We start from the raw sequence: 26,557 nt of genomic DNA, 5'->3' as shown, positions 1-26,557 counted from the left end.
TTTGGGAACACCGCAAAGCCAGGCGGTCCCCTTGCGCTCTCAGGCGCCTACCGTGCCGGCATCACCAGCGGCTTGTTCAGTTGCTCCACCACCCCAAGATTGCTCTTGCGCACACTCTCCACAAACCCCTGAAACGGCACGTCGGTAATCCCCACCAAGCCGAAATGCCCATTCTCGCCATCGAGCAAACGCCCGCTGGCCGGCTGATCCAGGTACTGGAACCAGTGCACCCCCACAATCGAAGGCTCCTTCAAGGCCGCCTTGACGAAGTTCGCATAGGCCGGCCCACGGTCCTCCTCACGCGCCACTTCCATCGGCCCCGGCCCGAACGGCCCACGATCACGCGAGCCAAACTGGAACTCCGACACCAGCACCGGCTTGTCCAGCGCATTGAGCTGGGCAAAGTCGTAGCCATCCTGCGGCGTGGGTGCATACACATTGAAGCTCACCACATCACAGTACTTGGCACACGCCGCCACCGCTTCAGGCGTACTGACCGCAAACCGCCCACCCAGCAGCAGGTGATTGGGCGCATGCCATTTCAGCGAGTCGGAGATGGTCTTGAAGTAGGTCTCGGCAAACACCCGCTGGAAATACTTGAAGTCGGCCTCGATTTCCGGGTGCGCGGGGTCGGGCAGCGGCGGCTCGAAACCCGGGTCCTCCATCAGTTCCCACGCCGTCAGTTCGATGCCCCACGCCTTGGACAGGCCTTCCTGGTTGCGGTACTTGTCGCGCAGCTGCTTGAGAAAGGCACGCTTGGCCGGCGAGTCGGTGGTCAGGCGCAAGGTGCCATAGGCCAGCGCATAACGCTGCTTCGGTTCATTACCCGGCACCGCCCAGGCCAGCTCGTTGTCGGCGAAATAGCCAATCAGCCACGGATCGTCGCGATGGTCGCGCGCGGCAATCGCCACAGCACGTTCGGTGGCCATGGCAAAGCGCGGGTCGAACGGGTCGGGCATCGCACCCCACCAGTCCACCCCCGTGCTGATGCTGGTGTAGTCGCCGCCGATGGACAACGGCAGGGTGTAGGCCAGGCGTTCGCTCTGCAGGCCGTTGTCGCTCCAGTTGCCCAGGGTGTTGAAACCCCAGGCCTGCAGGCGATCCAGGCTCTGGCCCTGCCAGCGCGCCTGGTCGAACGTCGGCGTGGCGTGACCACGGCCCAGGTTGGCGGCGTAGAAGTCGAACCAGCGCCCCTTGCCGAAACCGCGCCCCTGGGAAGAACCGTTGCCGTCCAGGTTGTCGCCCTGGCCGTAGTACTGCGCCAGCGGGGTCTGCGCCTCGGGCAAGGCGGTGAACATCGACTCGCGCCCTTCCACGTAGGTGCGACCGCCATCGGCCGCCACGGCATTGACCCCCAGCGAGTAGAACGGATGCCCCAGCGGCGTGACCAGAAACCAGCGACCCTCACGCTTTTCGGTGCGAAAGAACCCCTTGGCCTCGAATGCCTCAGCGCCAAGCAGGCCGCCGAACGTGTCCAGCTTGAGCTTGCTGCGCTCGTCCAGCCAGCCCTTGAGCTGCTGCTGCTCGCGCTGGGCAGCCGCCTTGAGCTGGTCGTCACTGCTGATCTTTTCGGGCCAGCGACCACGGGTGGACTGCCCATAACCGTCGATGAGGCCGGCATAGGCGGCCTTTTGCAGCACGTCGTCGTCCTGCACGCCAAAGCGCTCGATCAGCAGACTCTGCGCCACCTTGGGCCTGGGCATCGACAGCGTGACCGATACCACCTGCTTGAGGTCGGCCTTGCCCTCGCTGCTGGTCAGCAGCACCCGCTGGCCCTGATGACGGAACGGCATCGGCGGACCGACGCGCATGCCCTGGGTGAGCGGCGAGCTGGCGGTCAGCGGTACCATTACGGTCTGTGCCGGGCCGGCCGGCAGGTCGATGCGGCTGGTGAGGGTACTGCCGTCGCTGCTGAGCACCGTCACGTCGACGCTCAGCGCCCAGTCCATGGCGCTCTGCATGCGCAAGGTCAGCGCGGTAGCGCCCGTCCAGTCCCACACCCCGGTCTGCGGGCTAAGGCGCAGGCTCGGGCGCTCCACGGGGTTGAACACCACGCGCCGCAGTACCTCGCCCTCGGCTGTCTGCTCCGCGTTGTACTGCGGCAGGCTGGCATCTTCGGTCACCACATTGACCACCGCGGCCGGGCGAACGAAGTTGAACAGCGTCTGTTGCCCGGCCAGCAGCGGCGAGCTGAACAACAGTGCAATCACGGCAGGCAGGGTACGGCGCAACATAGGGCTGGAGTTCTCCTTGATGGCCCTTGCGGGCCTTGATCTGTGCAATAGACAACGGGGCACTGCAAAGCGCTGTGCCGCTCAGGAAATTTCCCGGCGAAACGGCGGCAGCGCATTGAGGATAGCCTTGCCGTAGCGCTGGGTGACCACGCGCCGGTCAAGCAGGGTGATGGTGCCGCGGTCCTGTTCGGTACGCAGCAGGCGCCCGCAGGCCTGGATCAGGCGCAGCGAGGCATCCGGCACGGCGATCTCCATGAACGGGTTGCCGCCACGGGCCTCGATCCACTCGGCCAGGGCCGCCTCGACCGGGTCGTCCGGCACCGCGAAGGGAATCTTGGCGATGACCACGTGCTCGCAATACGCACCCGGCAGGTCGACCCCTTCGGCAAAGCTGGCCAGGCCGAACAGCACGCTGGAGTCCCCGCCGTCGACGCGCGCCTTGTGCTTGTTGAGGGTTTCCTGCTTGGACAGGTTGCCCTGGATGAACACCTGCTTGCGCCAGTCGCGGTCCAGGCCGTCGAACACGTCCTGCATCTGCTTGCGCGACGAGAACAGCACCAGCGAGCCACGCGAGCCTTCCACCAGCTCGGGTAGGTCGCGGATGATCGCGGCGGTATGCGCCGGAGCATCGCGCGGGTCGGCACGTAGGTCCGGCACGCGCAGCACGCCCGCATCCACGTGGTGGAACGGGCTGGGCACCACCGCCGTGACGGCCAGCTTGGGCAGCCCGGCGCGCATGCGAAAGCGATCGAACTTGCCCAGCGCGGTCAGGGTGGCCGAGGTCACCAGGGCGCCATGGGCGACGTTCCACAGGTTGCGGCGCAGCATCTCGGCCGCCAGGATCGGGCTGGCGTTGACCTCGATATCGAACAGCGCACCGCTTTCGGCCAGGGTCAGCCAGCGCGCCATCGGCGGGCTGTCTTCCGGGTCTTCGGCGGTAAAGGCGGTCCACAGCTCCCAGTTGCCCTGGGCACGGGTCTGCAGGCTGCCGAACAACGGGTACCACTCCTCGGCCTGGTGGCTGGGGATGCCGATGCTGACTTCGGCGTCCATGCCTTCCTTGAGCAGGTCGGTGAGTCGGGTGAACAGGTCGGTCAGGCGCGAAAAGCCCTTTTTCAGTTCGATGCCCATCTCGCGCATGTGCTCGGGCACCACGCCGCCGACGAAGCGATAGCGCGGGCGTTCGCGGCCTTCCATGTCTTCGCCGGGGCGAAACTCCGCCACCTGCTCGCAGGCGCTGAACATGAACTGCTGCTGGGCCTTGATCTCGCGGGCCAGTTGCGGCACCTGCTCGATGTACTTGCCCAGGTCGCCCGGCAGCGGGTTCTGCGCCAGCAGCTTGGCCAGGTTCTTGGCGGTCTGCTCGAGCCAGTCGGCGGTCGAGCGCAGGCGGGTGTAATGGGCGAAATGGCCGATGGCCTTGTCGGGCAGGTGATGGCCTTCGTCGAACACATAGATGGTGTCGCGCGGGTCGGGCAGCACGGCGCCGCCGCCCAGGGCCAGGTCGGCCAGCACCATGTCGTGGTTGGTGACGATCACGTCGACCTTGCCCATGCCCTCGCGGGCCTTGTAGAAGGTGCACTGCCCGAAGTTGGGGCAGTGGCGGCCGGTGCACTGGCTGTGGTCGGTGGTCAGGCGCGACCAGTCCTGGTCTTCCAGGGCCTGTGGCCAGCTGTCGCGGTCGCCGTCCCATTTGTTGCCGGCCAGCTTCTCGATCATGCTGGTGAACAGCTTCTGACTGGCCTCGTCCACCTCGATGCGAAAGCCCTCCTCCTCGAACAGCTGCGCGGTGGCGGTCTGGGCGTGGCCTTCCTGCAGCAGCAGGTCGAGCTTGGACAGGCACAGGTAGCGACCACGCCCCTTGGCCAGGGCGAAGCTGAAGTTCAGGCCGCTGTTGCGCATCAGGTCCGGCAGGTCCTTGAACACGATCTGTTCCTGCAGGGCCACGGTGGCGGTGGCGATCACCAGGCGCTTGCCAGCAGCCTTGGCCGCGGGAATCGAGGCGAGGCTGTAGGCCACCGTCTTGCCGGTACCGGTGCCGGCCTCGACCGCGACCACGGCGGGCTCGCCGCTGCGGCGGCCTTCGTCGTCCACGGCGATGTCGCCCAGCACCTTGGCCACTTCGGCGATCATCAGACGCTGGCCGTAGCGGGGCTTGAGGCTCTTGGCTTCGAGAAAACGCGAATAGGCGCCCTGAATCTGGGATTTGAGTTCGTTGCTGATCATGGTGTCGGGGCGCCCGGAGGGCTGGATAAATTTTCAGTGTTTCGAATGGGTCGCTATCATACCCCGCTATTGCCCCTTGCGCCGAATGGAGTTCCCGATGACCGCCTTTGCCATCCCCTACAGCCTGCATTTGCTGGCCGCCCTGATCTGGGTGGGCGGCATGTTCTTCGCCTGGCTGATCCTGCGCCCGGCCATGGTGGCCGCGCTTGACGGCCCTTCACGGCTGACGCTGTGGGTAGAAGTGTTTCAACGTTTTTTCGTGTGGGTCTGGGTGGCGGTCGCGGTGCTGGCGATCACCGGCGTTGGCATGATGCACATGCGCTTCTCGGGGTTCGAGACTGCGCCACGTTATGTGCAGGTGATGATTGGCGCAGGGATTGCGATGTTTGCGCTGTTTCTGAGAATCCAGGCGCTGCTGCTGCCAGAGTTGCGCAAGGCAGTGAAGGCGCAGGACTGGCCCGCCGGGGCCGCAGTGCTCGGGCGCATTCGGCGCCTGGTGGGGATCAACCTGCTGCTGGGTATTGCGGTGGTGCTGGTGGCGTCGAGCCGGCTGCTGGTGTGAGGTGATCGCTTCGCCAGCAAGGCGGGCTCCTGCAAAGGCCACGTTTGCCTGCAGGGGCCGACCTGGCCGGCGAAGAAGCCCTGAAGATCAGAGGCGCTGAAGTATCAGCTCCCCGTCAGCCCCGGCCGCCCCCGGTTGCCCGGGCTGCCCGGGTCTTCCCGTCGCCCCTGCATCGGTACGGTACACCAGGCACCCCTTGCTGGCCCCGCCTGCGCCCGGCTTGCCCGGCGCACCTGCCAGCCCCGGTGCACCGCCGTCGAGCCTGACCTTGATCTGCTCGGCCGGGAAGCTGGCCGGCAGTGCCAGGCGCACCCGGCCTCCGGGCGCCCCGTCATGGCCATCGCCCCCGTTGTCGCCATTGGCGCCACGGCTGGCCTGGCCCCAGGTGCAACCACCCGCCTTGCCGTTGCCACCATCGAGCCCCACATACCCCGGTGCCCCCGCGCCGCCACGGGCGTCGATGGCCAGTTCTGAAGCCTCCAGCGCCTGAATGCGCAAGCTCAGTTCACGTCCGGGCCTGGCGACCCGCTCATAGGTACCCGGCGCACCGTGAGCAGCAATCTCACTGCCCTGGCCCAACTGCGCCTGGGCCACTTCCATGCTCAGCGCATGCTCGGCCGGCACGATGGCAATGCGCGCCTGGTTGCCCAGGTGCAGCTCATCCACCTTCAATTCCACCAGGCTCGCCGGCAGCACCAGGGTGGCCGAATCCGCCACCTCCAGGCGCTGCAGGTGCACCACGCTGGCCTTGTTCGGCAGGCGCAGCACCGAGTGCGCCGCCACGCTGATTGCATCGGCCAGGGCCAACGGGCTGAACAGTGCTGCCAACAACACGACCTTACGCATGACCAGCCTCCTGGCGCGGGGCCGGTATCGATTGGATATGAAAGATGCCGACCAGCAGAATCTGCAAACGGTCGAACCAGCGATGGCTGCGCTCACGCAACCGTCCGTTGAACATCAGCACCTCGAGCACGTGCAGCACCAGCAGCATGGCCCCCGCGAGGTTGATCAGCTGGTGGAACGGCTTGTCTGCCGGCATCAGCAGATTCACCAGTACCACCCACCAGAACACTACCGTCAGGGCCTTGCCCAGCCCCCACAACGCCTTCATACCCGCGCCCCTTGTTGTTGCGTTTTCTTGTTTGGCGGCCCGCTTACGCGACACAGGCACTGCACGCCACATTACCGGCTGGCACCCTCCGGATGCCAGCCCAGCTGTCGATCAATTGAGGTGCAATTCGACCCGGCGATTCTGCGCGCGGCCCGCATCGGTTTCGTTGTCGGCAATCGGCTCGCGCTCGCCACGCCCCTGGCTGGTGATTTTCTGCGGTGCCAGGCCCTGGCTGATCAGGTACTCGGCCACGCTGCTGGCACGCCGCTCGGACAACGCCTGGTTGTAGGCATCGCTGCCACGGCTGTCGGTGTGTCCGATCACCTTGATGCTGGCCACGCTCGGGTCATTGAGCTTGCCGGTCAGGGTACGCAACTGCTGCTGGGCGGCCGGGGTGAGTTCGGCCGAGTCGTAGGCGAACATCACGCTGCCCTGGTCGTTGAGGGTGATCACCTCGGGCTCAGGCGCCGGGGCCTTCTCGCTCGGCGGGTATTGGGGCAACGGGCAACCGTTGTGGCTCACCGGGGTGTTGGGCGGGGTATCGGGGCAGCGGTCGCGGCGGTCGAACACGCCATCGCCGTCTTCGTCACCGTCCTGGGCAAAGCAGATCAGGCCACCGGCGATGGCACCCAGCGCCGCGCCGCCACCGGCCCAGGCAGAGCTTTCGATGGCGCCCAGGCCGCCACCCACGGCGCCGCCCAGCAGGCTGCATAGGGGCCAGGTTCTTTGGTTCAACGGGGCGCTGCCATCGCTGTGGGTGGCGCAACCGGACAGCAGGCTGGCGACCACGAGCACGGGCAGCGCAGCCTTGGTGATTACATTCATGGGGAATGCTCCTGTGTCACCGGCCAGTACCGGTCACACAGGAGTAAAGACGCGCCCGCGACACTTCACAAGCCGCGGGGCGCAAGGGCTTCAGCGATCGATGCGAATTTCCACGCGGCGGTTCATCGCGCGTCCGTCGGCGGTGTTGTTGTCTGCCACCGGCTGGGTTTCACCGGCGCCCTGCACCGAAACGAAACTGCTGCGCGCAATGCCGCTCTCGACCAGGTAGTCGGTCACCGAATGGGCGCGGCGCTCCGAGAGTTTCTGGTTGTAGGCATCGCTGCCGCGGCTGTCGGTGTGCCCGGTGACGCTCAGGCGTGCGCTCGGGGCTTCGGCCTTGAGGCGCGTGGCGATCTTGTCCAGGCGCAGTTTGTCAGCCGTGGTGAGCCTGGCCGAGTCGAACTCGAACAGCACATCGCGGATCACGATGACCTCTTCCTTGACCACCACGACTTCCTCGACCACCGCGACCGGCTCCGGCGGGCAGCCGTTGGCATCGACCTGAACGCCACGCGGGGTGCCCGGGCACTTGTCGCGGCTGTCCGGTACGCCATCACCGTCTTCGTCGCCGTCGCCATGGGCCCAGCAGTAACCGGCCGCCAGACCGCCGCCGAGCAGCGCGCCCCAGCCGGCCCAGCTGGAGCTTTCGATGGCGCCCAGGGCGGCACCGCCAACGCCCCCGACGGCGGCACACTTCGGCCAGTCGGTTTTTTGCAAACCTGCACAACCAGTCAATACGCTGGTTAGCAGAACCAGAGGCAATGCTGTGCGAACTATGCTCATTTTGTCGCGTCTCCTAGGGGGAATCGGTGCAAAACCGATGCTCTGGGAGTAAAGACCGGTGATTCCATCTGCGCCAGCAATAAGCCATGGCGCTTTGCGCGTGCCTCTATGCCTTGCGTCGCGGGCCGGCTAGTCTTGACGCATTAACGAGGAGCTTCGATGACTGACCGTTTTTCTTCGCGCACGCCCCAGCAGGCCCTCGCCGCCCTGCTGGAGCACCATGCCCCGCAACGCCTGTTGCTGGTGGGCACGTCGTTTCCGGCACTGGAGGCCTTCGCCGCCGCGCACCCGCAGGCGCAGATCGCCGTGGCCCGCCCCGGCGCGCTGCCGGCCGAGCTTGCCGCGCAGCGTTTCGACCTGGCGGTGCTGGTGGACTGCCTGGAACACCTGAGCAACCAGCAGGGCCTGCAACTGCTCGGCGGCATTCGCAACCTCAACGCCAGCCGCGTGGCGGTGCTGGTCGACCTTGCGGCCAGCGGCTGGCGCGACACCGACTTCTACGCACTGGCGCTGCAGGATAGCGAGCGTTTTCAACGTGACGAGCAGGTATTGAACCTGTTCACCTATGATCTACGTGACTACAAACAGGTACCCGACTGGCTCAACGCCAAGTTCTGGGCCAACCCGCAAAATTTTGGAAAGTACTGGTGGTGATGCAATGAGTGTCTCGGTTTGCCCGTGCGGCAGCGGTAACCTGCTCGATGCCTGCTGCGGGCATTATCATGCCGGCCACCCGGCGCCCGATGCACAGACGCTGATGCGCTCGCGCTACAGCGCCTATGTGCTGGGGCTGGTGGATTACCTGATCAAGACCACCCTGCCGGTGCAGCAGGCCGGGCTGGATCGCGCCGGCATTGCCGCCTGGAGCGCGCAAAGCACCTGGCTGGGCCTGGAGGTCGAGAGCGCCGAGGTGTTCGGCGGCCAGCCCGATCACGCGTTCGTCACCTTCACAGCGCGCTGGCACGACAACGACGGCGAGCACAGCCACCGCGAGCGCTCGGCCTTCGTGCACAACGGCGGGCACTGGTACTTCATCGACCCCACGGTGGGCCTCAAGGCCGGGCGCAACGACGCCTGCCCATGCGCCAGCGGGCAGAAGTTCAAGAAGTGCTGCGCCAGCTATGTTTGAACCACAACGAAGAGAGCTTGACGATGCCGCCTATGGACGAGCGTGAAAGAATACTGCGGGAAAGGTATCGACAACAGTTCGATCAGTACAGGCGCTGTGCCGAGCACTTGCGCGAGGAGCTCACCAAGACGCTGCAGGACAATAAAATCAGCGTTCATCTGGTGGAAGCACGGGCCAAGGACGAAAAAAGCTTTATCACAAAAGCCCTGAAACCTGAAAAAGACTACTCGAACCCTTTCCTCGATATCACTGACTTGGTCGGCCTCAGAGTCATTGCCTACTACGAGACCGATCTGGATAACATCGGCGATGCCTTGCTGGCTCGCTTTGGCAAACCGCAGGAACAGCAGAACAAGAAGCCGGAAAACGAGGCGCACTTCGGCTACCGCTCGCAACACTACATCATACCCTTCACTAGCGACCTGGCAGACGCTGCCCAGGTGAGTGGTGTTGAAGGGCTGAGCTTCGAGATCCAGGTGCGGACCGTGTTGCAGCACGCGTGGGCAGCCGTTTCCCACAAACTCGACTACAAGGGCGAAGGCACCGCACACGAGCAACTGAAACGAAAACTGTGCCGACTCTCGGCCCTGTTCGAAATAGCCGACGATGAGTTCGTTTCGCTAAGAAATGCGTACCAGAGCTTGAGCGCCGATATTGCCGACAAACTGAAGGAAAGCGCACAAGGCATTCCGCTGGATGAACTGTCACTGAGCCAGTTTCTCGAGGCGTCGCCGCTTGTAAGGAGTCTGGATGAAAGGGCTCGCGCCGCACACTTCATATTCAACGACCCCTTCAGGACCGAACGGGACGAGCGTGATGCGCTTGCCAAGCTGATTCAACTCTGCGCCCGTGCGGGGCTCAGGACCATCGATGAACTGGCCGAAGTACTCAAAAAAAACGATTTGGATCCTCGTGATTACCTGGGTAGGCAATACCGCGAGAATCAGAAAAAGGGCAGAGCCTACTGGTACGCAACCAGTGCGTTCATCTGCCAGTTGCTGATCATCAAGGAGCACACGCATTCGCTGGACGAAGATGACTTGATAGATCTTGGCTGGGACCAAGCAATGGCCATGCAAGTTCTGGGGGTCGCCAAGAACTGTTGATGCTCGTCTGCCGCGCCGATGCCGGATCTCGTGATCATCGCTGCCTTCTTTCGATAGCTAGACTAATGTGTCAAAAGGAGACCAGCATGATTAGTCGAGGGTGGATGAGAGCAGCGTTGCTGCTCGCCCTGCTTGGGCTGAGTAGTTGTGCGTCCTGGTTCAGTACCGACACGGCCGCCCCTCTAGTGCATCTGCAGAAGGTCGAAGTGGTGCGTGCCAAACTGATGCAGCAGGAGTTCATCCTGCACTTTCGCATCGACAATCCCAACGACAGCACCCTGCAGGTGCGCAACCTGCATTACGCGGTGTACCTGGCCGACCTGTTGCTGGTCGAAGGCGACCACGGCCAGTGGTTTCGGGTGGACGCGCACAGTCGGCGCACCATCCAGGTACCGGTGCGTACCAACCTGTGGCGCCAGCTCAAGCCCATCGCCAAGCTGCTCAAGCGCCCCGATCAGGCCATCCCCTATCGCCTGGAGGGAGAGCTGAGCACCGGATTATTCTTTGCCCACGACCTGCACTTGTTGCGCAAGGGTGAGATAATTCCCGCCGATCTCATTCCGGAGTAACCCTCGATGACCCAGCAACCCCACGTTCATGGCCCCGACTGCAATCACGATCATGACCATCACGCGCATGATCATGACCACGGCCATGTGCATGGCCCGCACTGCAACCATGCCCCTCAGGAACCTGCGCGCAATGCCCTGAAGGACGTTGGCCGCAACGACCCTTGCCCATGCGGCAACGGCAAGAAGTTCAAGAAGTGCCACGGGGCCTGATGCCTCCCCTGTGGGAGCGGGCCTGACCCGCTCCCACACACGTTGCGCCTCGACATCAAGCACAGTTCCAGCAGACGACCATCAAACGGAGCGTGACCATGATCGACCTGTATTACTGGACCACCCCCAACGGCCACAAGATCACCCTGTTTCTCGAAGAGACCGGCCTGCCCTACACCCTTCACCCGATCAACATCGGCAAGGGCGAGCAATTTGCCGAAGACTTTCTGAAAATCGCCCCCAACAACCGCATCCCGGCCATCGTCGACCACGACACCGCCGACGGCCAGCCGCTGTCGCTGTTCGAGTCCGGGGCCATCCTGCTCTACCTCGCCGAAAAAACCGGGCAGTTCATTCCCAAGGACCTGCGCGGCCGCCAGGAGGCCCTGCAATGGCTGTTCTGGCAAATGGGCGGCCTGGGCCCGATGGCCGGGCAGAACCACCACTTCAACCGCTTCGCCCCCGAGAAGATCCCCTACGCCATCAAGCGCTACGTGGACGAAACCGCGCGCCTGTACGGGGTACTGAACAAGCGCCTGGCCGACCGACCATTCGTCGCCGGCAACGACTACAGCATCGCCGACATGGCGATCTACCCGTGGATCGTTTCGCACACCTGGCAGCAGCAGAACCTGGACGACTTCCCGGCCCTCAAAGGCTGGTTCCAGCGCATCCAGGCACGCCCCGCCACACAGCGCGCCTACGCCCTGGTCGAGCAGATCAACCCGCCGCCAGCCTGAACCACGACAAGGCCGCGCGGTACTTTGAAAATAAAGCCCGCGCCCCCGCTTGCATGGCGTGATCGCGCTCACTAACGTAGCGCCTTTTAGCGCCATCCCCTGCAGGAGCCTTGCCCATGGCCTCGCCAGCCCTTTCCCCCGTTCTACCCCGGTTCGGCGTCGCCGCGACCCTGCTCGGGCTGCTCAGCCTGGGCGGTTGCCAACTGGGCAACCATCAGGACAGCGTCATCCCCACCAGCGGCGTGCAACCGCTCAAGGGGCTGGCACAGAACGTCTCGGTGCGGCGCAACGCCCTGGGCATGCCGCTGATCGAGAGCAGCAGCTTCCACGATGCGCTGTTCACCCTGGGCTATGTGCACGCCGGCGATCGCATCGGGCAGATGGTCGGCATGCGTCTGCTGGCCCAGGGGCGCCTGGCCGAGATGGCCGGCCCGGATGCGCTTGAGGTCGACCGCTTCATGCGCGCGGTCAACCTGAAAAAGAACGCCAGCGACCTCTACGCCGACGCCTCGCCGCGCCTCAAGCGCTTCTTCGAGGTGTACGCACGCGGGGTCAACGCCTACCTGTTCCGCTACCGCGACCGCCTGCCGGCCCCGTTGGCCCAGAGCGGCTACCGCCCCGAGTACTGGAAGCCTGAAGATTCGGCGCTGATCTTCAGCCTGTACAGCTTCAGCCAGTCGGTGAACCTGCAGGAAGAAATCGCCGCACTGACCCTGGCGCAGAAAGTCGGTGCCGACACACTGCCGTGGCTGCTGCCCAGCTACCCGGACGAACCGCTGGCCATGGCCGAAGCCGACAAGCTCAAGGGTTTGAACCCGGGCAGCCAGCTGCCGGGCCTGGCCACACTGAACAAGGTCAGCGAGCAACTGGCCGCGCTCAACCTGCTGGGCACCCCGGCGTCGAGCAACTGGGCCATCGCCCCGCAGCGCAGCCGCAGCGGCCGCAGCCTGCTGGCCAGCGACAGCCAGGGCGCCTGGGCCTTGAGCCCGGTGCAGGTACGTACCACCAAATACCAGGCCGCCGGCTTCAGCCTGGCCGGCCTGCCGTTCGTGCTGTCCGGCTTCAACGGCAAGCTGGCCTGGAGCAGCAGCGCGGCAATGGGCGACAACCAGGACCTGTACCTGGAAAAACTCAAGCGCGAAGGCAACCGCGTGCTCTATGAAGTCGACGGCCGCTGGCAGCCGGTGCAGGCGCGCAACGAGACCTACTTCGTCAAGGGCCAGCGCCCGCAACGCGAAACCCTGTACGAAACCCGCCACGGCGCCCTGCTGACCGGCACCCAGGGCAGCCTCGGCCTGGCCCTGAAGATGCCCGAACTCAAGGGCGACAAGAGCCTTGATGCGTTCTTCGACCTGTCGCGGGCACAGAGCGTCGAACGTGCCTTCGACGCCAGCCGCGAAATCGGCGCCGCCGCGCTGAACCTGGTGTTCGCCGACGCCGCCAACGTGGGCTGGCAGGTTACCGGCCGCTACCCCAACCGCCGCGAAGGCCAGGGCCTGCTGCCCTCCCCAGGTGCCGACGGGCGCTATGACTGGGATGGCTACGCCGACGCCATGCTCCACCCCTACGACCAGGACCCGCCGCAAGGCTGGCTGGGCAATGCCAACCAGCGCAGCATTCCCAAGGGCTATGGCCTGCAACTGTCCAACAGCTGGTACTACCCCGAGCGTGCCGAACGCCTGGCGCAGCTGGCCGGCAACGGCAAGCACGACAGCCGCAGCCTGATCGCCATGCAGTACGACCAGACCACCCTGTTCGCCGCCAAGCTCAAGGCCATGTTCGAAGCACCCGGCATGGCCCAGCCGCTCAAGCAGGCCATCGACGCCCTGCCCGCCGAGCAGAAGGCCCGCGCCCGCGAGGCCTACACCCGGCTGATGGCGTTCGACGGGCGCCTGAGCCCGCAATCGGCGGATGCCGCGGTGTACGAGCTGTTCCTGCAGCAAAGCGCCCGGCAGATCTTCCTCGATGAACTGGGGCCTGAAACCAGCCCGAGCTGGCAAGCCTTCGTCGCCAATGCGCGGCTGTCGTACTCGGCCCAGGCCGATCACCTGCTGGGCCGCGACGACAGCCCGTTCTGGGACGACCGCAACAGCCCGGGCAAGCAGGACAAGCCGACGATCCTGGCCCGGAGCCTGGCCGCGGCCATCAGCGCCGGCGAAGCGCAGATGGGCACCGACCGCCGGGCCTGGCAATGGGGCAAGCTGCACCAGTACCACTGGCCCGTCAGCGCACCCTATGGCCTGGGCGACACACTCAAGCGCGGCCCGCTGGCCACCGGCGGCGACCACACCACACTCAACGCCTCGGCCTATGCCTGGGGCCAGGACTTCGATGCCCGCCTGATGCCGTCGATGCGCATGGTGGTCGACTTCGGCCTGGCCGAGCCGCTGCAGGGGGTGAGCAGCAGCGGGCAGTCGGGCAACCCGGCCAGCGCGCATTTCGCCGACGGCCTGGATGCCTGGTTCAAGGGCAGCTACGTGACCTTCCCGATGCAGCCGCAGAACTTCGAACGCGCCTACGGCAGCAAGCGCCTGACCCTGGTGCCCGGCAAGTAACCCCTTCGGCTCGCCGTCGCCCTGGCGGCGAGCCCCCTTCTCGCCCCGCGCTGATCCATATCAAAGTGCCACCCTCGTCCATCGGCTATAACCGGGTTTGTCTGATGACCCTATAAAAACGATTGCGGATACGTGCCTACAGGACCACCTGCGGCCGCATCCAAAGGACGATTGCGATGGCTTCTCTTGTATCGCGTCTGGCCATGCTTGGCTCGACGCTGCTGTTTGCGTACCCCGCCTCTGCCAGTGAGCCGCCCCCGGCAACGGCAGTCGAACGCGGCGCCTACATTGCCCGTCTGGGCGACTGCGTGGCCTGCCACACTGCCAAGGGCGGCGAGTTGATGGCCGGCGGCCTCGAACTGACCACGCCGATGGGCACCATCTACTCCAGCAACATCACCCCCGACAAGGTCACCGGCATCGGCCGCTACAGCTTCGAGCAGTTCGACCGCGCCATGCGCGAAGGGGTGAACGCGGCCGGCACCAACCTGTACCCGGCCATGCCCTACCCCTCCTACGCGAAAATGACCGAAGGCGACATGCGCGACCTGTACGCCTACCTGATGGAGGACGTGAAGCCGGTCAACCAGCCCAACCTGGAAGCGGACATGAAGTTTCCGTTCAGCCAGCGCTGGGGCCTGTCGCTGTGGAACCTGGTGTTTCTCGACAAGCAACCCTTCGTGGCCGACCCGGCTCGCAGCGACGAGCTCAACCGCGGCGCCTACCTGGTACAGGGCCTGGGCCACTGCGGCGCCTGCCATACCCCGCGCGGCGTGGCCTTCCAGGAAAAGGCCATGGACGACGCCGGCAGCGGCGGCCAGCACTTCCTGGCAGGCGAGACCGTGGAGCACTGGCGCGCCCTGAGCCTGCGCAACCTGTGGACGGTGGACGACACCGTGCAGTTGCTCAAGACCGGGCAGAACCGCTTTGCCACGGTGTCGGGCAACATGGCCGAGGTGATCTCCCACAGTACCCAGCACTTCACCGACGCCGACCTCACCGCCATCGCGCGCTACCTCAAGTCGTTGCCACCGGGCAAGGACGACCTGCCGATGCCGATGGTGGAACGAACCCCTGCCCCAGCGCCGGACAACCTGTTCACCAGCCGCGGCGGGCTGGGCTACACGCAGTTCTGCAGCGACTGCCACCGCCCGGACGGCGCCGGCGTGGCGGGCATGTTCCCGCCACTGGCGCACAACCCCAGCGTGGCCTCGGCCAACCCGACCTCGCTGCTGCACATCACCCTGACCGGCTGGCAGACCGCCGAAACCGTCGCCCACCCACGGGTGTACACCATGCCCGGGTTCTCGCGCCTGACCGACACCGAGATCGCCGAGATCCTCACGTTCGTGCGCAGCAGCTGGGGCAACGACGGCTCGGCGATCAGCGCAGCGCAGGTGGCCAAGCTGCGCCAGCAGCTCAAGCCCCAGGACCGCGACGCCTCGACCTTCGAGACCCCGCGCCTGGCCGACCTGCTGGCGGCCAGCAATGCCGATCAGGTGGTGCGCGGCATGCGCCTGCACCTGCAGACCCGTGACCTGCTGCCCGACAACGTCGGCAACGCGCTCAACTGCACCAGTTGCCACCTGAACGCCGGCACCGTGGCCGACGGTTCGCCGTTCGTCGGGGTATCGGCCTTCTTCCCCGGCTATGCGCCACGGGCGGGCAAGGTGATCACCCTGGAGGAGCGCATCAACGGCTGCTTCCGGCGCTCGATGAGCGGCTCGCCGCTGCCACCGCAAGGGGCCGACATGCAGGCGATGGTGGCGTACTTCGAGTGGATGAAGAACAACACCAAGCCCGAGGACAAGGTGCCAGGGCGCGGTGTAGGCAAGGTCGACCCGTCGATCAAGCCCGACCTGGACAACGGCAAGCAGGTGTATGCCCAGCAGTGCGCGGTGTGCCATGGCAACGACGGCGAAGGCCTGACCCGTGCCGACGGCACCTGGATCTTCCCGCCGCTGTGGGGCGAGCAGTCGTTCAACATCGGTGCCGGCATGGCGCGCACCTACACCGCGGCCGCCTTCGTCAAACGCAACATGCCGATCGGCATGCACGAGAAGTTCCCGCTCGGCCAGGGCGGCTTGTCCGACCAGGACGCGGTGGACGTGGCGGCCTGGTTCTCCAGCCAGCCACGCCCGGACTTCCCCGACAAGGTCAAGGACTGGCCCAACGGCGGGCGCCCGGTAGACGCGCGCTACTGAAGCAGCCCCCCACTGCAGCGTCGCCGGCAGCACGCCGGCGACGCTTTCGGATCGAACTTCACCGGCCCGGCCGCGCTCCTAGGTTAAACCCCCAGCGCAGCGGCCTTGGCATGGACCTGGTGATTGCACGACCCGAAGGATTGTATTGCCCACCCGGGGATTTCTACATCGACCCGTGGCGCCCCGTTGAACGTGCGGTGATCACCCACGGCCATGGCGACCACGCCCGCAACGGCAACCGCCACTACCTCACCGCCAGCCCCGGCGCGGGCATCCTGCGCAGCCGCCTGGGCGCCGACATCAACCTGCAGACCCTCGACTACGGCCAGCGCCTGGACCACGGCGGGGTGACCCTGAGCTTGCACCCGGCCGGCCATGTGCTGGGCTCGGCCCAGGTGCGCCTGGAGTATCGCGGCGAGGTGTGGGTGGCGTCCGGCGACTACAAGGTCGAACCCGATGGCACCTGCGCACCGTTCGAACCGGTGCGCTGCCACACCTTCATCACCGAGTCGACCTTCGGCCTGCCGATCTACCGCTGGGAGCCCCAGCAGCAGATCTTCGACCAGATCAATGCGTGGTGGCGCGAGAACATCGCACTGGGCAAGGCCAGCGTGCTGTTCTGCTATTCGTTCGGCAAGGCGCAGCGCATCCTGCATGGCCTGGACCCGAGCCTGGGGCCGATCCTGGTGCATGGCGCGGTCGAGCCGCTGAACCGGGTATACCGCGAAGCGGGTGTCGCCCTGCCCGCCACGCTGCATGCCAGCGAGATGGACAAGCACGACCCACGCATGCGCCAGGCGCTGATCCTGGCCCCGCCCTCGGCGGCCGGCAGCAGCTGGATGCGCCGCTTCGGCGACTACAGCGACGCCTTCGCCAGCGGCTGGATGCGCCTGCGCGGCACCCGGCGCCGGCGCGGGGTGGACCGCGGCTTCGTGCTCTCCGACCACGCCGACTGGCCCGGCCTGCTATGGGCCATCGAACAGACCGGGGCGCAGCGGGTGATGGTGACCCACGGCTCGGTGGCCGTGCTGGTGCGCTACCTGTGCGAGCGCGGGCTGGATGCCCAGGCGTTCGTCACCGAATACGGTGACGAGGATGAAGGCGCCCCGACCGAGGCCAGCGCATGAAGGCCTTCGCCGAACTCTACGGCCAGCTCGACGCCACCACCTCGAGCAACGCCAAGCGCGATGCACTGGTGCGCTACTTCGCCAGCGCCAGCCCCGCAGACGCCGCCTGGGCGGTGTACTTCCTGGCCGGCGGGCGGCCGCGCCAGCTGGTACCCACACGGCTGCTGCGCGAACTGGCAATCAGCCTGTCGGGTTTGCCCGACTGGTTGTTCGAGGAGAGCTACCAGGCCGTGGGCGACCTGGCCGAGACCTTTTCGCTGCTGCTGCCCGAAGCCGCCCACAGCAGCGACGCGGGCCTGGCCTACTGGGTCGAGGATTGCCTGCTGCCGCTGCGCGGACTGCCGCCCGAAACCCTGGCGCAGCGCCTGCCGCCCCTGTGGGCACAGCTCGACCGGCAGAGCCTGCTGGTGTGCCTGAAGCTGGTCACCGGCAGCTTTCGTGTCGGCGTGTCGAAGCTGCTGGTCACCCGCGCCCTGGCGCAACTGGCCGACATCGACAGCAAGCGCGTGGCCCAGCGCCTGGTGGGCTACACCGACCTGTCGCACCGCCCCACGGCCCAGGGCTACCTCAAGCTGATCGCGGCCGAGTCCGAAGACGAACATGCCCAGCGCGGCGGCCAGCCGTACCCGTTCTTTCTGGCCCATGCGCTGCAACAGCCGGTGGACCAGTTCGACGCCCTGCTCGGCCCGCCCCAGGCCTGGCAGGCGGAATGGAAGTGGGACGGCATCCGTGCGCAGGTGGTCAAGCGCGAGGGCCAGCTGTGGGTGTGGTCACGCGGCGAGGAGCTGCTGACCGAGCGCTTCCCCGAACTGCAGGCGCTGGCCGCCGTGCTGCCCGATGGCTGCGTGGTGGACGGCGAGATCGTGGTGTGGCGCGACGGCGTGCAACCCTTCGCCCTGCTGCAGCAGCGCATCGGGCGCAAGACCCTGGGCAAGAAGATCCTGGCCGATGCGCCAGTGGTGCTGTTGGGCTACGACCTGCTCGAATGGCAGGGCGCCGACTGGCGCAGCCGCCCGCAGGCCGAGCGCCGGGCGCAGCTGGAGGCGCTGGTTCAGACCACTGCGCACCCGGCGCTGCGCCTGTCGCCGGTGCTGCAGGGCGACACCTGGGCCGAGCTTGCCGCCCAGCGCGAGGCTTCGCGCAGCCTGGGGGTCGAGGGCCTGATGCTCAAGGCCCGCGACGCCCTGTACGGGGTGGGCCGCACCAAGGACATGGGGGTGTGGTGGAAGTGGAAAATCGACCCGTTCAGCGTGGACGCGGTGCTGATCTATGCCCAGCGCGGACATGGCCGGCGCGCCAGCCTGTACAGCGACTACACCTTTGCGGTGTGGGACGCCCCCGCCGGCAGCCCGCAGCGCAGCCTTGTGCCCTTTGCCAAGGCGTATTCAGGGCTCAGCGACGAAGAGATGCGCAAGGTTGATGCAATCATCCGCAAGACCACCGTGGAAACCTTCGGGCCGGTACGCAGCGTGACCCCGACGCTGGTGTTCGAACTCGGCTTCGAGGGCATCGCACTGTCCAAGCGCCACAAGAGCGGGATTGCGGTGCGCTTCCCGCGGATGCTGCGCTGGCGCCTGGACAAACCGGTGGACGAAGCAGACGACCTGGCCACGTTGCAGTCGCTGCTGGGGTAAGCGAAACGCAGCAATTGGGACTATGGTGCGGAAATTGCTGTGAGCTTGATGTCGAGCGGCCAGCGGTAACGCTGCGCAGCCACCCATCACTTGCGCTTGAAGGACCACACCATGAAAAAAGCTCTGCTGACGCTGTCTGCTCTGGCGCTGTGCCTGGCTGCGGGCAACACCCTGGCCAAGGACTACAAGGAACTGCGCTTCGGCGTCGATCCCTCCTACGCCCCTTTCGAGTCCAAGGCCGCCGACGGCAGCCTGGTGGGCTTCGACATCGACCTGGGCAACGCAATCTGCGCCGAGCTCAAGGTCAAGTGCAGGTGGGTCGAGAGCGACTTCGACGGCATGGTTCCGGGCCTCAAGGCCAACAAGTTCGACGGCGTGATCTCGTCCATGACGGTGACCCCGGCGCGGGAGAAGGTCATCGATTTCTCTGACGAGCTGTTCTCCGGGCCTACCGCGCTGGTGTTCAAAAAAGGTGCAGGCATGAGCGCCGACCCGGCCTCGCTCAAGGGCAAGACCGTCGGCTATGAGCAGGGCACCATCCAGGAAGCCTATGCCAAGGCCGTACTGGACAAGGCCGGGGTCAAGACCCAGGCCTACCAGAACCAGGACCAGGTGTATGCCGACCTGATTTCGGGACGCCTGGACGCCTCGATCCAGGACATGCTGCAGGCCGAACTGGGCTTTCTGAAATCGCCACAGGGCGCGGGCTACGAAGTGAGCCAACCGGTGGACAGCGAATTGCTGCCGTCGAAGACGGCAGTGGGCATTAAGAAAGGTAACAGCGAGCTGAAGGCCCTGCTGAACAAAGGTATCAAAGCGTTACACGATGATGGCACCTATGCCGACATCCAGAAGAAGCACTTTGGTGATCTGAACCTGTACAGCGGCAAGTAGGGCCGGCCTCTTCGCCGGCAAGGCCGGCTCCTACACGGGTACGCGGTGCGTGCAAGAGCTGACGCACTGCGTACCCAAGGTCCCACCCGCACAGGCTCGCCCCATGCTTGACGACCTCCTGCAACACCTGGGCCTTGGCGCCTTCAGCCTCAGGGGCTTCGGCCCGCTGCTGCTGCAAGGCACCTGGATGACCCTGCAACTGTCCTTCATGTCGCTGCTGGTCAGCGTCGGCCTGGGCCTGCTCGGCGCCAGCGCCAAGCTCTCCGCGTTGCCGCTGCTGCGCATCCCCGCGCAGCTCTACACCACGCTGATCCGCGGGGTGCCCGACCTGGTGCTGATGCTGTTGATCTTCTACAGCCTGCAGACCGGGCTCACCAGCCTGACCGACGCCATGGAGTGGGACTACATCGAGATCAACCCCTTCGCTGCCGGGGTCATCACCCTGGGCTTCATCTACGGTGCCTATTTCACCGAGACCTTTCGCGGCGCGATCCTCGCGGTGCCGCGCGGCCAGGTCGAAGCGGCCACCGCCTATGGCCTCAAGCGCTTTCAGCGGTTTCGCTTCGTGGTGTTCCCGCAGATGATGCGCTTCGCCCTGCCGGGCATCGGCAACAACTGGATGGTGATGCTCAAGGCCACCGCGCTGGTGTCGATCATCGGCCTGGCCGACCTGGTCAAGGCCGCCCAGGATGCCGGCAAGAGCAGCTACCAGCTGTTCTACTTTCTGGTGGTGGCGGCCTTCATCTACCTGCTGATCACCAGCGCCTCGAACGTGGCCCTGCGCTGGCTCGAACGGCGCTACAACGTCGGCACCCGGGAGGCACTGCGATGATCGAGCTGCTGCAGGAATACTGGCGCGCGTTTCTCTATACCGACGGCACCCACATCACCGGGCTGGCGATGACGATGTGGCTGCTCAGCGCCTCGCTGCTGATCGGCTTCGTGGTATCGATCCCGCTGTCGATCGCACGGGTGTCACGGCGCCTGTGGGTGCGCTGGCCAGTGCAGTTCTACACCTACCTGTTTCGCGGCACGCCGCTGTATATCCAGTTGCTGATCTGCTACACCGGCATCTACAGCCTGGAGGTGGTGCGGGGGCAACCGCTGCTCGACAGCTTCTTTCGCGACGCCATGAACTGCACCATCCTGGCCTTTGCCCTGAACACCTGCGCCTACACCACCGAGATCTTCGCCGGCGCCATCCGCAGCATGCACCACGGTGAAGTCGAGGCAGCCAGGGCCTACGGCCTGCGCGGCTGGAAACTTTATGCTTATATCATCATGCCGTCCGCGTTGCGCCGCTCGCTGCCGTACTACAGCAATGAGGTGATCCTGATGCTGCACTCGACCACCGTGGCCTTCACCGCCACCGTGCCGGACATCCTCAAGGTCGCCCGCGACGCCAACTCGGCCACCTTTCTGACCTTTCAGTCGTTCGGTACGGCCGCCATCATCTACCTGTGCGTGACCTTCGCACTGGTGGGCCTGTTCCGCCTGGCCGAACGACGCTGGCTGGCCTTCCTCGGCCCCGCACACTAGGACCGTTCATGCACCACAAGACCCACGACATCCTGGCCCCGGTGCCGGGGATTTGCCGCCAGATCCACAGCTTCCACTTCGGCCCGCGCGGTGCCGGCAAGGTCTATATCCAGGCTTCGCTGCATGCCGACGAGCTGCCCGGCATGCTGGTGGCCTGGCACCTCAAGCAACGCCTGGGCGAATTGCAGAGCCAGGGCCGCCTGCGCCACGAGATCGTGCTGGTGCCCATCGCCAACCCGGTGGGCCTGGAACAGGTGCTGATGGACGTGCCCCTGGGGCGTTTCGAGCTGCAGAGCGGCGAGAACTTCAACCGCCACTTCGTCGACCTGAGCGACACCATCGGTGACCAGATCGAAGCGCACCTGACCCAGGACCCGCGGCACAACGTCGAGCTGATTCGCGAGTGCATGCGCCGGGCGCTGGACGCGCAGCCCGCCGCCACCCCGCTGCAATCCCAGCGCCTGGTACTGCAACGCCTGGCCTGCGATGCCGACATGGTGCTGGACCTGCACTGCGACTTCGAGGCCGTCGCGCACCTGTACACCACCCCGGAAGCCTGGCCCCGGGTCGAGGCGCTGTCGCGCTACCTCGGGGCCCAGGCCAGCCTGCTGGCCACCGATTCGGGCGGGCAGTCGTTCGATGAGTGTTTCACCCTGGTGTGGTGGCAGCTGCAGCAACGCTTTGCCAAGCAGTTCCCCATCCCCCAGGGCAGCTTTTCGGTGACGGTGGAGCTGCGCGGTCAGGGCGATGTGAGCCATCCGCTGGCCAGCACCGACTGCGAGGCGATCCTGAACTACCTGACCCGTTTCGGTGCCATCGAAGGCGAGGCCGCCCCCTTGCCGCCCCTGCCCTACCCGGCCACGCCGCTGGCGGCGGTCGAACCGGTGGCCACGCCGCTGGGCGGCCTGCTGGTGTTTCATGTCACCCCGGGCCAGCCGGTGCAGGCCGGGCAACTGATCGCCGAGGTGATCGACCCGCTCAGCGACCGCGTGACCCCGGTATACAACCAGCAGGCCGGGCTGCTGTATGCCCGCTCGCTGCGACGCATGGCCACCGCTGGCATGGTGATTGCGCATGTGGCGGGCAACCAGCCGTACCGCAGCGGCTACCTGTTATCGCCATGAGGGGCCGTGCATGTACAAACTGACCATCGAAGGCCTGCACAAGCGCTACGGCGAGCACCATGTGCTCAAGGGCGTTTCACTGCAGGCCAGCACCGGCGACGTGATCAGCCTGATCGGCGCCAGTGGCTCGGGCAAGAGCACCTTTCTGCGCTGCATCAATTTTCTCGAACAGCCCGACGAGGGCAGCATGACCCTGGACGGCCAGCCGGTGCGCATGGTGCACGACCGCCACGGCCTGCGCGTGGCCGATGCCGACGAGCTGCAGCGTATCCGCACGCGCCTGGCCATGGTGTTCCAGCATTTCAACCTGTGGAGCCACCTGAGCGTGCTGGAGAACATCAGCATGGCGCCGCGCCGGGTGCTGGGGGTAAGCCGGCACGAGGCCGAGGAACGGGCACGTGCCTACCTGGACAAGGTAGGCCTGGCGCCCCGGGTGGCAGACCAGTACCCGGCGTTCCTGTCCGGTGGCCAGCAGCAGCGGGTGGCGATCGCGCGGGCGCTGGCAATGGAGCCGGAGGTGATGCTGTTCGACGAGCCGACTTCGGCGCTGGACCCGGAGCTGGTGGGGGAAGTGCTGCGGGTGATCCAGGGGCTGGCCGAGGAAGGCCGCACCATGATCATGGTGACCCACGAAATGAGCTTTGCACGGCAGGTATCGAGCCAGGTGCTGTTCCTGCATCAGGGGCTGGTGGAGGAACAGGGCGCACCGGCCGATGTGCTGGGCAACCCCAGGAGCGAGCGGCTGCGCCAGTTCCTGAGTGGCAACCTCAAATAACGCGACGATTGTCACCCGCTAAAACTAATGCCGGGCATTGATGGTCTGTGAAGACACACCCACTGCCCACAAGCGGCCCCGGCATGCGTAAACCGTCCGACCTTGCTGGCCCTTGGTTTGCCACCCGTGGCTGGAAGCCCTTCGCCTTTCAGAAGCGCGTGTGGGCCGCCGTCGCCCGCGGCGAATCCGGGTTGCTGCATGCCAGCACCGGCGCCGGCAAAACCTACGCCCTGTGGCTGGCCGCGCTGCAACACCTCCATGCCCAGGACACGCCACGCGCCAAGCACCCGGCACCGCTGCAAGTGCTGTGGATCACCCCCATGCGCGCCCTGGCCGCCGATACCGCGCGGGCCTTGCAGGCGCCACTGGACGCGTTGCAGATTCACTGGAGCCTGGGCGTGCGCAGCGGCGACACCTCCAGCGCCGAGCGTGCCCGCCAGAGCCGGCGCCTGCCCAGTGCCCTGATCACCACCCCCGAAAGCCTGACCCTGCTGCTGACCCGCGATGCGGCGCAGAGCGAGTTCGCCAGCCTGCGCCTGGTGGTGGTGGACGAATGGCACGAACTGCTCGGCAACAAGCGCGGTGTACAGCTGCAGTTGGCCCTGGCGCGCCTGCGCCGCTGGCACCCGGGCCTGATCGTATGGGGCATCTCGGCCACCCTGGGCAACCTGGAGCATGCCCGCGACGTGCTGCTGCCCGAGGGCGGTTGCCTGGTGCAAGGCCGCCAGGACAAGCGCATCGAGGTCGATACCCTGCTGCCCGAAGCCATCGAGCGCTTCCCCTGGGCCGGGCACATGGGGCTCAAGATGCTCGCGCAGGTGCGCGATGAGGTGGCGCGCAGCAGCAGTTGCCTGGTGTTCACCAACACCCGCGCCCAGGCCGAGCTGTGGTATCAGGCGCTGCTGGAGGCGCGCCCCGACTGGGCCGGCATCATTGCCCTGCATCACGCCTCGCTGGCCCGCGAAACCCGCAACTGGGTCGAGCAGAGCCTGAAACAGGGCCAGCTCAAGGCAGTGGTATGTACCTCAAGCCTCGACCTGGGGGTGGATTTTCTGCCCGTCGAACGGGTGTTGCAGATCGGCTCGGCCAAGGGCGTGGCGCGTCTGATGCAGCGCGCCGGACGCTCGGGGCACGCGCCGGGCCGCCCTTCGCGGGTGACCCTGGTACCGACCCACAGCCTGGAGCTGGTGGAGGCCGCCGCCGCCCGCGAGGCCGTGGCAGCACGCCAGATAGAGGCAAGGCGCTCTCCGGCGCTGTGCATGGATGTGCTGGTGCAGCACCTGGTGAGCATGGCCCTGGGGGCCGGGTTTCGCCCCGCGCAACTGCTCGAGGAAGTGCGCAGCACCTGGGCCTATCGGCACCTGCGCGACGAACAGTGGCAATGGGCGCTGGAATTCGTGCGCAACGGCGGTGCCTCGCTGGGCGCCTACCCTGACTATCACCGGGTCATCGAAGCGCCGGACGGGGTATGGCGGGTGGCCAACGCGCGCCTGGCGCGTCGCCACCGCATGGGCATCGGCACCATCGTCAGCGATGCGAGCATCCAGCTGAAGTTCTGGAGCAAGGGAGGCGGCGGGCGCAACCTGGGCAGTGTCGAGGAAGCCTTCGTTGCCCGCCTGCGCCCGGGCGATGCCTTCCTGTTCGCCGGGCGCACGCTGGAGCTGGTGCGCATCGACAACATGACCGCCTATGTGCGTCGCAGCACCGCACGCAAACCTGCCGTACCACGCTGGAACGGCGGGCGCATGCCGCTTTCCAGCGAGCTGGCCAGGGCCGTGGTCGAGCAGCTCGACAGCGCCGCGCACGGTCGCTACCACGGGCCGGCCATGCAGGCGGTCAAGCCATTGCTGGAGCTGCAGCGGCGCTGGTCGGTGATCCCCACCCACGACATGCTGCTGGCCGAGACCTGGACCTCGCGTCAGGGCTGCCATCTGTTTCTCTATCCATTTGCCGGGCGCACCACCCACCTTGGGCTGGCCAGCCTGCTGGCGTGGCGCTACAGCCGCAGCCAGCCGGCGAGTTTCTCGATTGCGGTGAACGACTACGGCCTGGAACTGCTGTGCCCTGGCGAAGTGCCGTGGGCGGCCATGCTGCCGGATCTGCTGAGCCCCGATGAACTGCTCGAGGACGTGCTGGCCAGCCTGAATGCCGGCGAAATGGCCATGCGCCGTTTTCGCGAAATTGCGCAGATCTCCGGGCTGGTGTTCGGCGGTTATCCCGGCTCGCACAAGAGCACCCGGCAGATCCAGGCGTCCAGCGGCCTGTTCTTCGAGGTGTTCCGCCAGCACGACGCGGGCAACCTGCTGCTGGGCCAGGCCCGTGACGAGGTGCTGAACGCAGAGCTTGAGATCGACCGCCTGGCGCAGGTACTGAGCCGGCTGGGCGGTTTGCGCCTGCATCTGCAGCCGCTTGCGCGCCCGGGCCCGCTGGCCTTTCCGCTGCTGGTGGAAGGCATGCGCGAAACCCTGAGCACGGAAAAGCTCGCCGACCGCATCGCCCGCATGGTCGCCGACCTGGAAAAGGCCGCGAGCCGGGAGCGCTGAATGAGTCACTGCCTGAACATCGACGTACACGGCGAGCAGCTCTGGCTGCTGGGGGACAAGGCGCTGTACTGGCCGGCGCGCAGGGTGATGCTGGTGGCCGATGTGCATATCGGCAAGGCGGCGGCATTTCGCGCCCAGCACCTGCCCGTGCCCCGCGGCACCACGCAATCGACCCTGCAACGCCTGGACCGGCTGCTGACCAGCTACCCATGCGAAGAGCTGATCGTGCTGGGCGACTTTCTGCACGCACGCACCGGCCGCGCCGCGGCCACGCTGGAACGCGTGCGACAATGGCGGGAGCAGCACGCCCGACTGAAGATCACGCTGATACGCGGCAACCACGACCTGCATGCCGGCGACCCGCCCGAGGGGCTGCGCATCGATGTGCTTGACGGCCCGCTGCTGCTGGGGCCGTTCGCCTTGCAGCACGAGCCCGAGCCCCATGCCACGCACCTGGTGCTGGCCGGCCACGTACATCCGGTGTATGTGCTGCGGGGGCGCGCGCGGCAACGCCTGCGCCTGCCCTGCTTCGTGATCGGCGAACGGCTCGGCCTGCTGCCGGCCTTCGGGGACTTCACCGGCGGCTGGGCAGTGCAGCCTCAGCCGGGTGAGCGCGTGTACCTGACGGCAGACGCGCAGGTATGGCCGGTCAAGCCCTAGG

Annotated in this window: 24 protein-coding genes; 18 read left to right on the top strand and 6 right to left on the bottom strand. The window is 66.1% G+C overall.

What is annotated here, in order from left to right; genetic code table 11:
* Positions 1-47: 47 nt before the first annotated feature.
* Positions 48-2,234 (bottom strand): beta-galactosidase, encoded by a 2,187-nt coding sequence (locus DN387_RS02115; protein ID WP_054914731.1) that lies wholly within the window; start codon positions 2,232-2,234, stop codon positions 48-50.
* A gap of 81 nt (positions 2,235-2,315) precedes the next feature.
* On the bottom strand, positions 2,316-4,460 hold the full coding sequence (dinG, locus tag DN387_RS02110; RefSeq protein ID WP_054914732.1) for an ATP-dependent DNA helicase DinG: 2,145 nt from the start codon (positions 4,458-4,460) through the stop codon (positions 2,316-2,318).
* Positions 4,461-4,557: 97 nt separating this feature from the next.
* Here dinG and DN387_RS02105 point away from each other — a divergent pair, with 97 nt between their 5' ends.
* Positions 4,558-5,022 (top strand): CopD family protein, encoded by a 465-nt coding sequence (locus tag DN387_RS02105; protein WP_043862625.1) that lies wholly within the window; start codon positions 4,558-4,560, stop codon positions 5,020-5,022.
* A gap of 87 nt (positions 5,023-5,109) precedes the next feature.
* Here the strand turns inward: DN387_RS02105 and DN387_RS02100 are convergent, their stop codons facing one another.
* From DN387_RS02100 to DN387_RS02085, 4 genes are all read right to left on the bottom strand, one after another.
* The gene (locus DN387_RS02100) at positions 5,110-5,868 is read right to left on the bottom strand and encodes a hypothetical protein (protein ID WP_054914733.1); all 759 of its coding nucleotides are present in this window, start codon (positions 5,866-5,868) and stop codon (positions 5,110-5,112) included.
* The gene (locus DN387_RS02095) at positions 5,861-6,136 is read right to left on the bottom strand and encodes a DUF1145 domain-containing protein (protein WP_043862627.1); all 276 of its coding nucleotides are present in this window, start codon (positions 6,134-6,136) and stop codon (positions 5,861-5,863) included. The genes DN387_RS02100 and DN387_RS02095 overlap by 8 nt, the downstream gene beginning before the upstream one ends.
* Before the next feature lie 111 nt (positions 6,137-6,247).
* The gene (locus DN387_RS02090) at positions 6,248-6,961 is read right to left on the bottom strand and encodes an OmpA family protein (protein ID WP_054914734.1); all 714 of its coding nucleotides are present in this window, start codon (positions 6,959-6,961) and stop codon (positions 6,248-6,250) included.
* 90 nt (positions 6,962-7,051) lie between these two features.
* A complete protein-coding gene (locus DN387_RS02085; RefSeq protein WP_043862629.1) occupies positions 7,052-7,744 on the bottom strand; it encodes an OmpA family protein in 693 nt (230 codons plus the stop codon).
* 159 nt (positions 7,745-7,903) lie between these two features.
* Between DN387_RS02085 and DN387_RS02080 the strand changes: the two genes are divergently transcribed.
* The 17 genes from DN387_RS02080 to pdeM all read left to right on the top strand — a co-directional run bounded on the left by DN387_RS02080 (position 7,904) and on the right by pdeM (position 26,556).
* Positions 7,904-8,398 carry a DUF6231 family protein gene (locus tag DN387_RS02080; RefSeq protein WP_043862630.1) on the top strand — a complete coding sequence of 165 codons (495 nt, stop codon included), beginning with the start codon at positions 7,904-7,906 and terminating at the stop codon, positions 8,396-8,398.
* A gap of 4 nt (positions 8,399-8,402) precedes the next feature.
* Positions 8,403-8,873, top strand: coding sequence for a YchJ family protein (locus DN387_RS02075; RefSeq protein WP_054914735.1), 471 nt, complete (start codon positions 8,403-8,405; stop codon positions 8,871-8,873).
* Positions 8,825-9,979, top strand: coding sequence for a GTP pyrophosphokinase family protein (locus DN387_RS02070; protein ID WP_082405708.1), 1,155 nt, complete (start codon positions 8,825-8,827; stop codon positions 9,977-9,979). Before DN387_RS02075 ends, DN387_RS02070 begins: the two co-directional genes overlap by 49 nt.
* Before the next feature lie 86 nt (positions 9,980-10,065).
* Complete coding sequence (locus DN387_RS02065) at positions 10,066-10,548, top strand: LEA type 2 family protein (protein ID WP_054914737.1); 483 nt, start codon at positions 10,066-10,068, stop codon at positions 10,546-10,548.
* Between the two features lie 6 nt (positions 10,549-10,554).
* The gene (locus DN387_RS02060) at positions 10,555-10,761 is read left to right on the top strand and encodes an SEC-C metal-binding domain-containing protein (protein ID WP_078480560.1); all 207 of its coding nucleotides are present in this window, start codon (positions 10,555-10,557) and stop codon (positions 10,759-10,761) included.
* A 98-nt stretch (positions 10,762-10,859) separates the two neighbouring features.
* Complete coding sequence (locus tag DN387_RS02055) at positions 10,860-11,501, top strand: glutathione binding-like protein (protein WP_043862633.1); 642 nt, start codon at positions 10,860-10,862, stop codon at positions 11,499-11,501.
* Positions 11,502-11,617: 116 nt separating this feature from the next.
* Positions 11,618-14,056 (top strand): penicillin acylase family protein, encoded by a 2,439-nt coding sequence (locus tag DN387_RS02050; protein WP_054914738.1) that lies wholly within the window; start codon positions 11,618-11,620, stop codon positions 14,054-14,056.
* 176 nt (positions 14,057-14,232) lie between these two features.
* Complete coding sequence (locus DN387_RS02045; protein ID WP_054914739.1) at positions 14,233-16,260, top strand: c-type cytochrome; 2,028 nt, start codon at positions 14,233-14,235, stop codon at positions 16,258-16,260.
* Between the two features lie 110 nt (positions 16,261-16,370).
* The gene (locus DN387_RS02040; RefSeq protein WP_054914740.1) at positions 16,371-17,387 is read left to right on the top strand and encodes a ligase-associated DNA damage response exonuclease; all 1,017 of its coding nucleotides are present in this window, start codon (positions 16,371-16,373) and stop codon (positions 17,385-17,387) included.
* A complete protein-coding gene (locus DN387_RS02035; protein ID WP_054914741.1) occupies positions 17,384-19,021 on the top strand; it encodes an ATP-dependent DNA ligase in 1,638 nt (545 codons plus the stop codon). Before DN387_RS02040 ends, DN387_RS02035 begins: the two co-directional genes overlap by 4 nt.
* Positions 19,022-19,132: 111 nt before the next feature.
* Positions 19,133-19,915, top strand: coding sequence for a transporter substrate-binding domain-containing protein (locus DN387_RS02030; protein WP_043861953.1), 783 nt, complete (start codon positions 19,133-19,135; stop codon positions 19,913-19,915).
* A gap of 103 nt (positions 19,916-20,018) precedes the next feature.
* Positions 20,019-20,747, top strand: a complete 729-nt coding sequence (locus DN387_RS02025) for an ABC transporter permease (protein WP_043861954.1) — start codon at positions 20,019-20,021, stop codon at positions 20,745-20,747.
* Positions 20,744-21,454 carry an ABC transporter permease gene (locus DN387_RS02020; RefSeq protein ID WP_043861955.1) on the top strand — a complete coding sequence of 237 codons (711 nt, stop codon included), beginning with the start codon at positions 20,744-20,746 and terminating at the stop codon, positions 21,452-21,454. Before DN387_RS02025 ends, DN387_RS02020 begins: the two co-directional genes overlap by 4 nt.
* An 8-nt stretch (positions 21,455-21,462) precedes the next feature.
* Positions 21,463-22,578: a succinylglutamate desuccinylase/aspartoacylase family protein gene (locus DN387_RS02015; RefSeq protein ID WP_054914742.1), complete on the top strand. Its 1,116-nt coding sequence runs from the start codon at positions 21,463-21,465 to the stop codon at positions 22,576-22,578.
* Between the two features lie 10 nt (positions 22,579-22,588).
* Complete coding sequence (locus DN387_RS02010) at positions 22,589-23,353, top strand: ABC transporter ATP-binding protein (RefSeq protein WP_054914743.1); 765 nt, start codon at positions 22,589-22,591, stop codon at positions 23,351-23,353.
* 83 nt (positions 23,354-23,436) lie between these two features.
* The gene (locus tag DN387_RS02005) at positions 23,437-25,896 is read left to right on the top strand and encodes a ligase-associated DNA damage response DEXH box helicase (protein WP_054914744.1); all 2,460 of its coding nucleotides are present in this window, start codon (positions 23,437-23,439) and stop codon (positions 25,894-25,896) included.
* Positions 25,897-26,556: a ligase-associated DNA damage response endonuclease PdeM gene (gene pdeM, locus DN387_RS02000; protein WP_100633607.1), complete on the top strand. Its 660-nt coding sequence runs from the start codon at positions 25,897-25,899 to the stop codon at positions 26,554-26,556.
* Position 26,557: the final 1 nt, after the last annotated feature.

Origin of the sequence: Pseudomonas sp. FBF18 (assembly GCF_024261405.1) — a bacterium.
Classification (GTDB): Bacteria; Pseudomonadota; Gammaproteobacteria; order Pseudomonadales; family Pseudomonadaceae; genus Aquipseudomonas; species Aquipseudomonas palmensis.
This window is presented reverse-complemented; position numbering and strand designations above follow the sequence as displayed.

Bases quoted from the DNA above. Each gene is read 5' to 3' on its own strand.
- pdeM (WP_100633607.1), top strand. From the start codon at position 25,897: ATGAGTCACTGCCTGAACATCGACGTACACGGCGAGCAGCTCTGGCTG.
- DN387_RS02045 (WP_054914739.1), top strand. From the start codon at position 14,233: ATGGCTTCTCTTGTATCGCGTCTGGCCATGCTTGGCTCGACGCTGCTG.
- DN387_RS02070 (WP_082405708.1), top strand. From the start codon at position 8,825: ATGCGCCAGCGGGCAGAAGTTCAAGAAGTGCTGCGCCAGCTATGTTTG.
- DN387_RS02025 (WP_043861954.1), top strand. From the start codon at position 20,019: ATGCTTGACGACCTCCTGCAACACCTGGGCCTTGGCGCCTTCAGCCTC.
- DN387_RS02090 (WP_054914734.1), bottom strand. From the start codon at position 6,961: ATGAATGTAATCACCAAGGCTGCGCTGCCCGTGCTCGTGGTCGCCAGC.
- DN387_RS02105 (WP_043862625.1), top strand. From the start codon at position 4,558: ATGACCGCCTTTGCCATCCCCTACAGCCTGCATTTGCTGGCCGCCCTG.
- DN387_RS02035 (WP_054914741.1), top strand. From the start codon at position 17,384: ATGAAGGCCTTCGCCGAACTCTACGGCCAGCTCGACGCCACCACCTCG.
- DN387_RS02115 (WP_054914731.1), bottom strand. From the start codon at position 2,234: ATGTTGCGCCGTACCCTGCCTGCCGTGATTGCACTGTTGTTCAGCTCG.
- DN387_RS02020 (WP_043861955.1), top strand. From the start codon at position 20,744: ATGATCGAGCTGCTGCAGGAATACTGGCGCGCGTTTCTCTATACCGAC.
- DN387_RS02030 (WP_043861953.1), top strand. From the start codon at position 19,133: ATGAAAAAAGCTCTGCTGACGCTGTCTGCTCTGGCGCTGTGCCTGGCT.
- DN387_RS02095 (WP_043862627.1), bottom strand. From the start codon at position 6,136: ATGAAGGCGTTGTGGGGGCTGGGCAAGGCCCTGACGGTAGTGTTCTGG.
- DN387_RS02010 (WP_054914743.1), top strand. From the start codon at position 22,589: ATGTACAAACTGACCATCGAAGGCCTGCACAAGCGCTACGGCGAGCAC.
- DN387_RS02005 (WP_054914744.1), top strand. From the start codon at position 23,437: ATGCGTAAACCGTCCGACCTTGCTGGCCCTTGGTTTGCCACCCGTGGC.
- DN387_RS02050 (WP_054914738.1), top strand. From the start codon at position 11,618: ATGGCCTCGCCAGCCCTTTCCCCCGTTCTACCCCGGTTCGGCGTCGCC.
- DN387_RS02040 (WP_054914740.1), top strand. From the start codon at position 16,371: ATGGACCTGGTGATTGCACGACCCGAAGGATTGTATTGCCCACCCGGG.
- DN387_RS02060 (WP_078480560.1), top strand. From the start codon at position 10,555: ATGACCCAGCAACCCCACGTTCATGGCCCCGACTGCAATCACGATCAT.
- DN387_RS02065 (WP_054914737.1), top strand. From the start codon at position 10,066: ATGATTAGTCGAGGGTGGATGAGAGCAGCGTTGCTGCTCGCCCTGCTT.
- DN387_RS02080 (WP_043862630.1), top strand. From the start codon at position 7,904: ATGACTGACCGTTTTTCTTCGCGCACGCCCCAGCAGGCCCTCGCCGCC.
- DN387_RS02055 (WP_043862633.1), top strand. From the start codon at position 10,860: ATGATCGACCTGTATTACTGGACCACCCCCAACGGCCACAAGATCACC.
- DN387_RS02085 (WP_043862629.1), bottom strand. From the start codon at position 7,744: ATGAGCATAGTTCGCACAGCATTGCCTCTGGTTCTGCTAACCAGCGTA.
- DN387_RS02015 (WP_054914742.1), top strand. From the start codon at position 21,463: ATGCACCACAAGACCCACGACATCCTGGCCCCGGTGCCGGGGATTTGC.
- DN387_RS02100 (WP_054914733.1), bottom strand. From the start codon at position 5,868: ATGCGTAAGGTCGTGTTGTTGGCAGCACTGTTCAGCCCGTTGGCCCTG.
- DN387_RS02075 (WP_054914735.1), top strand. From the start codon at position 8,403: ATGAGTGTCTCGGTTTGCCCGTGCGGCAGCGGTAACCTGCTCGATGCC.
- dinG (WP_054914732.1), bottom strand. From the start codon at position 4,460: ATGATCAGCAACGAACTCAAATCCCAGATTCAGGGCGCCTATTCGCGT.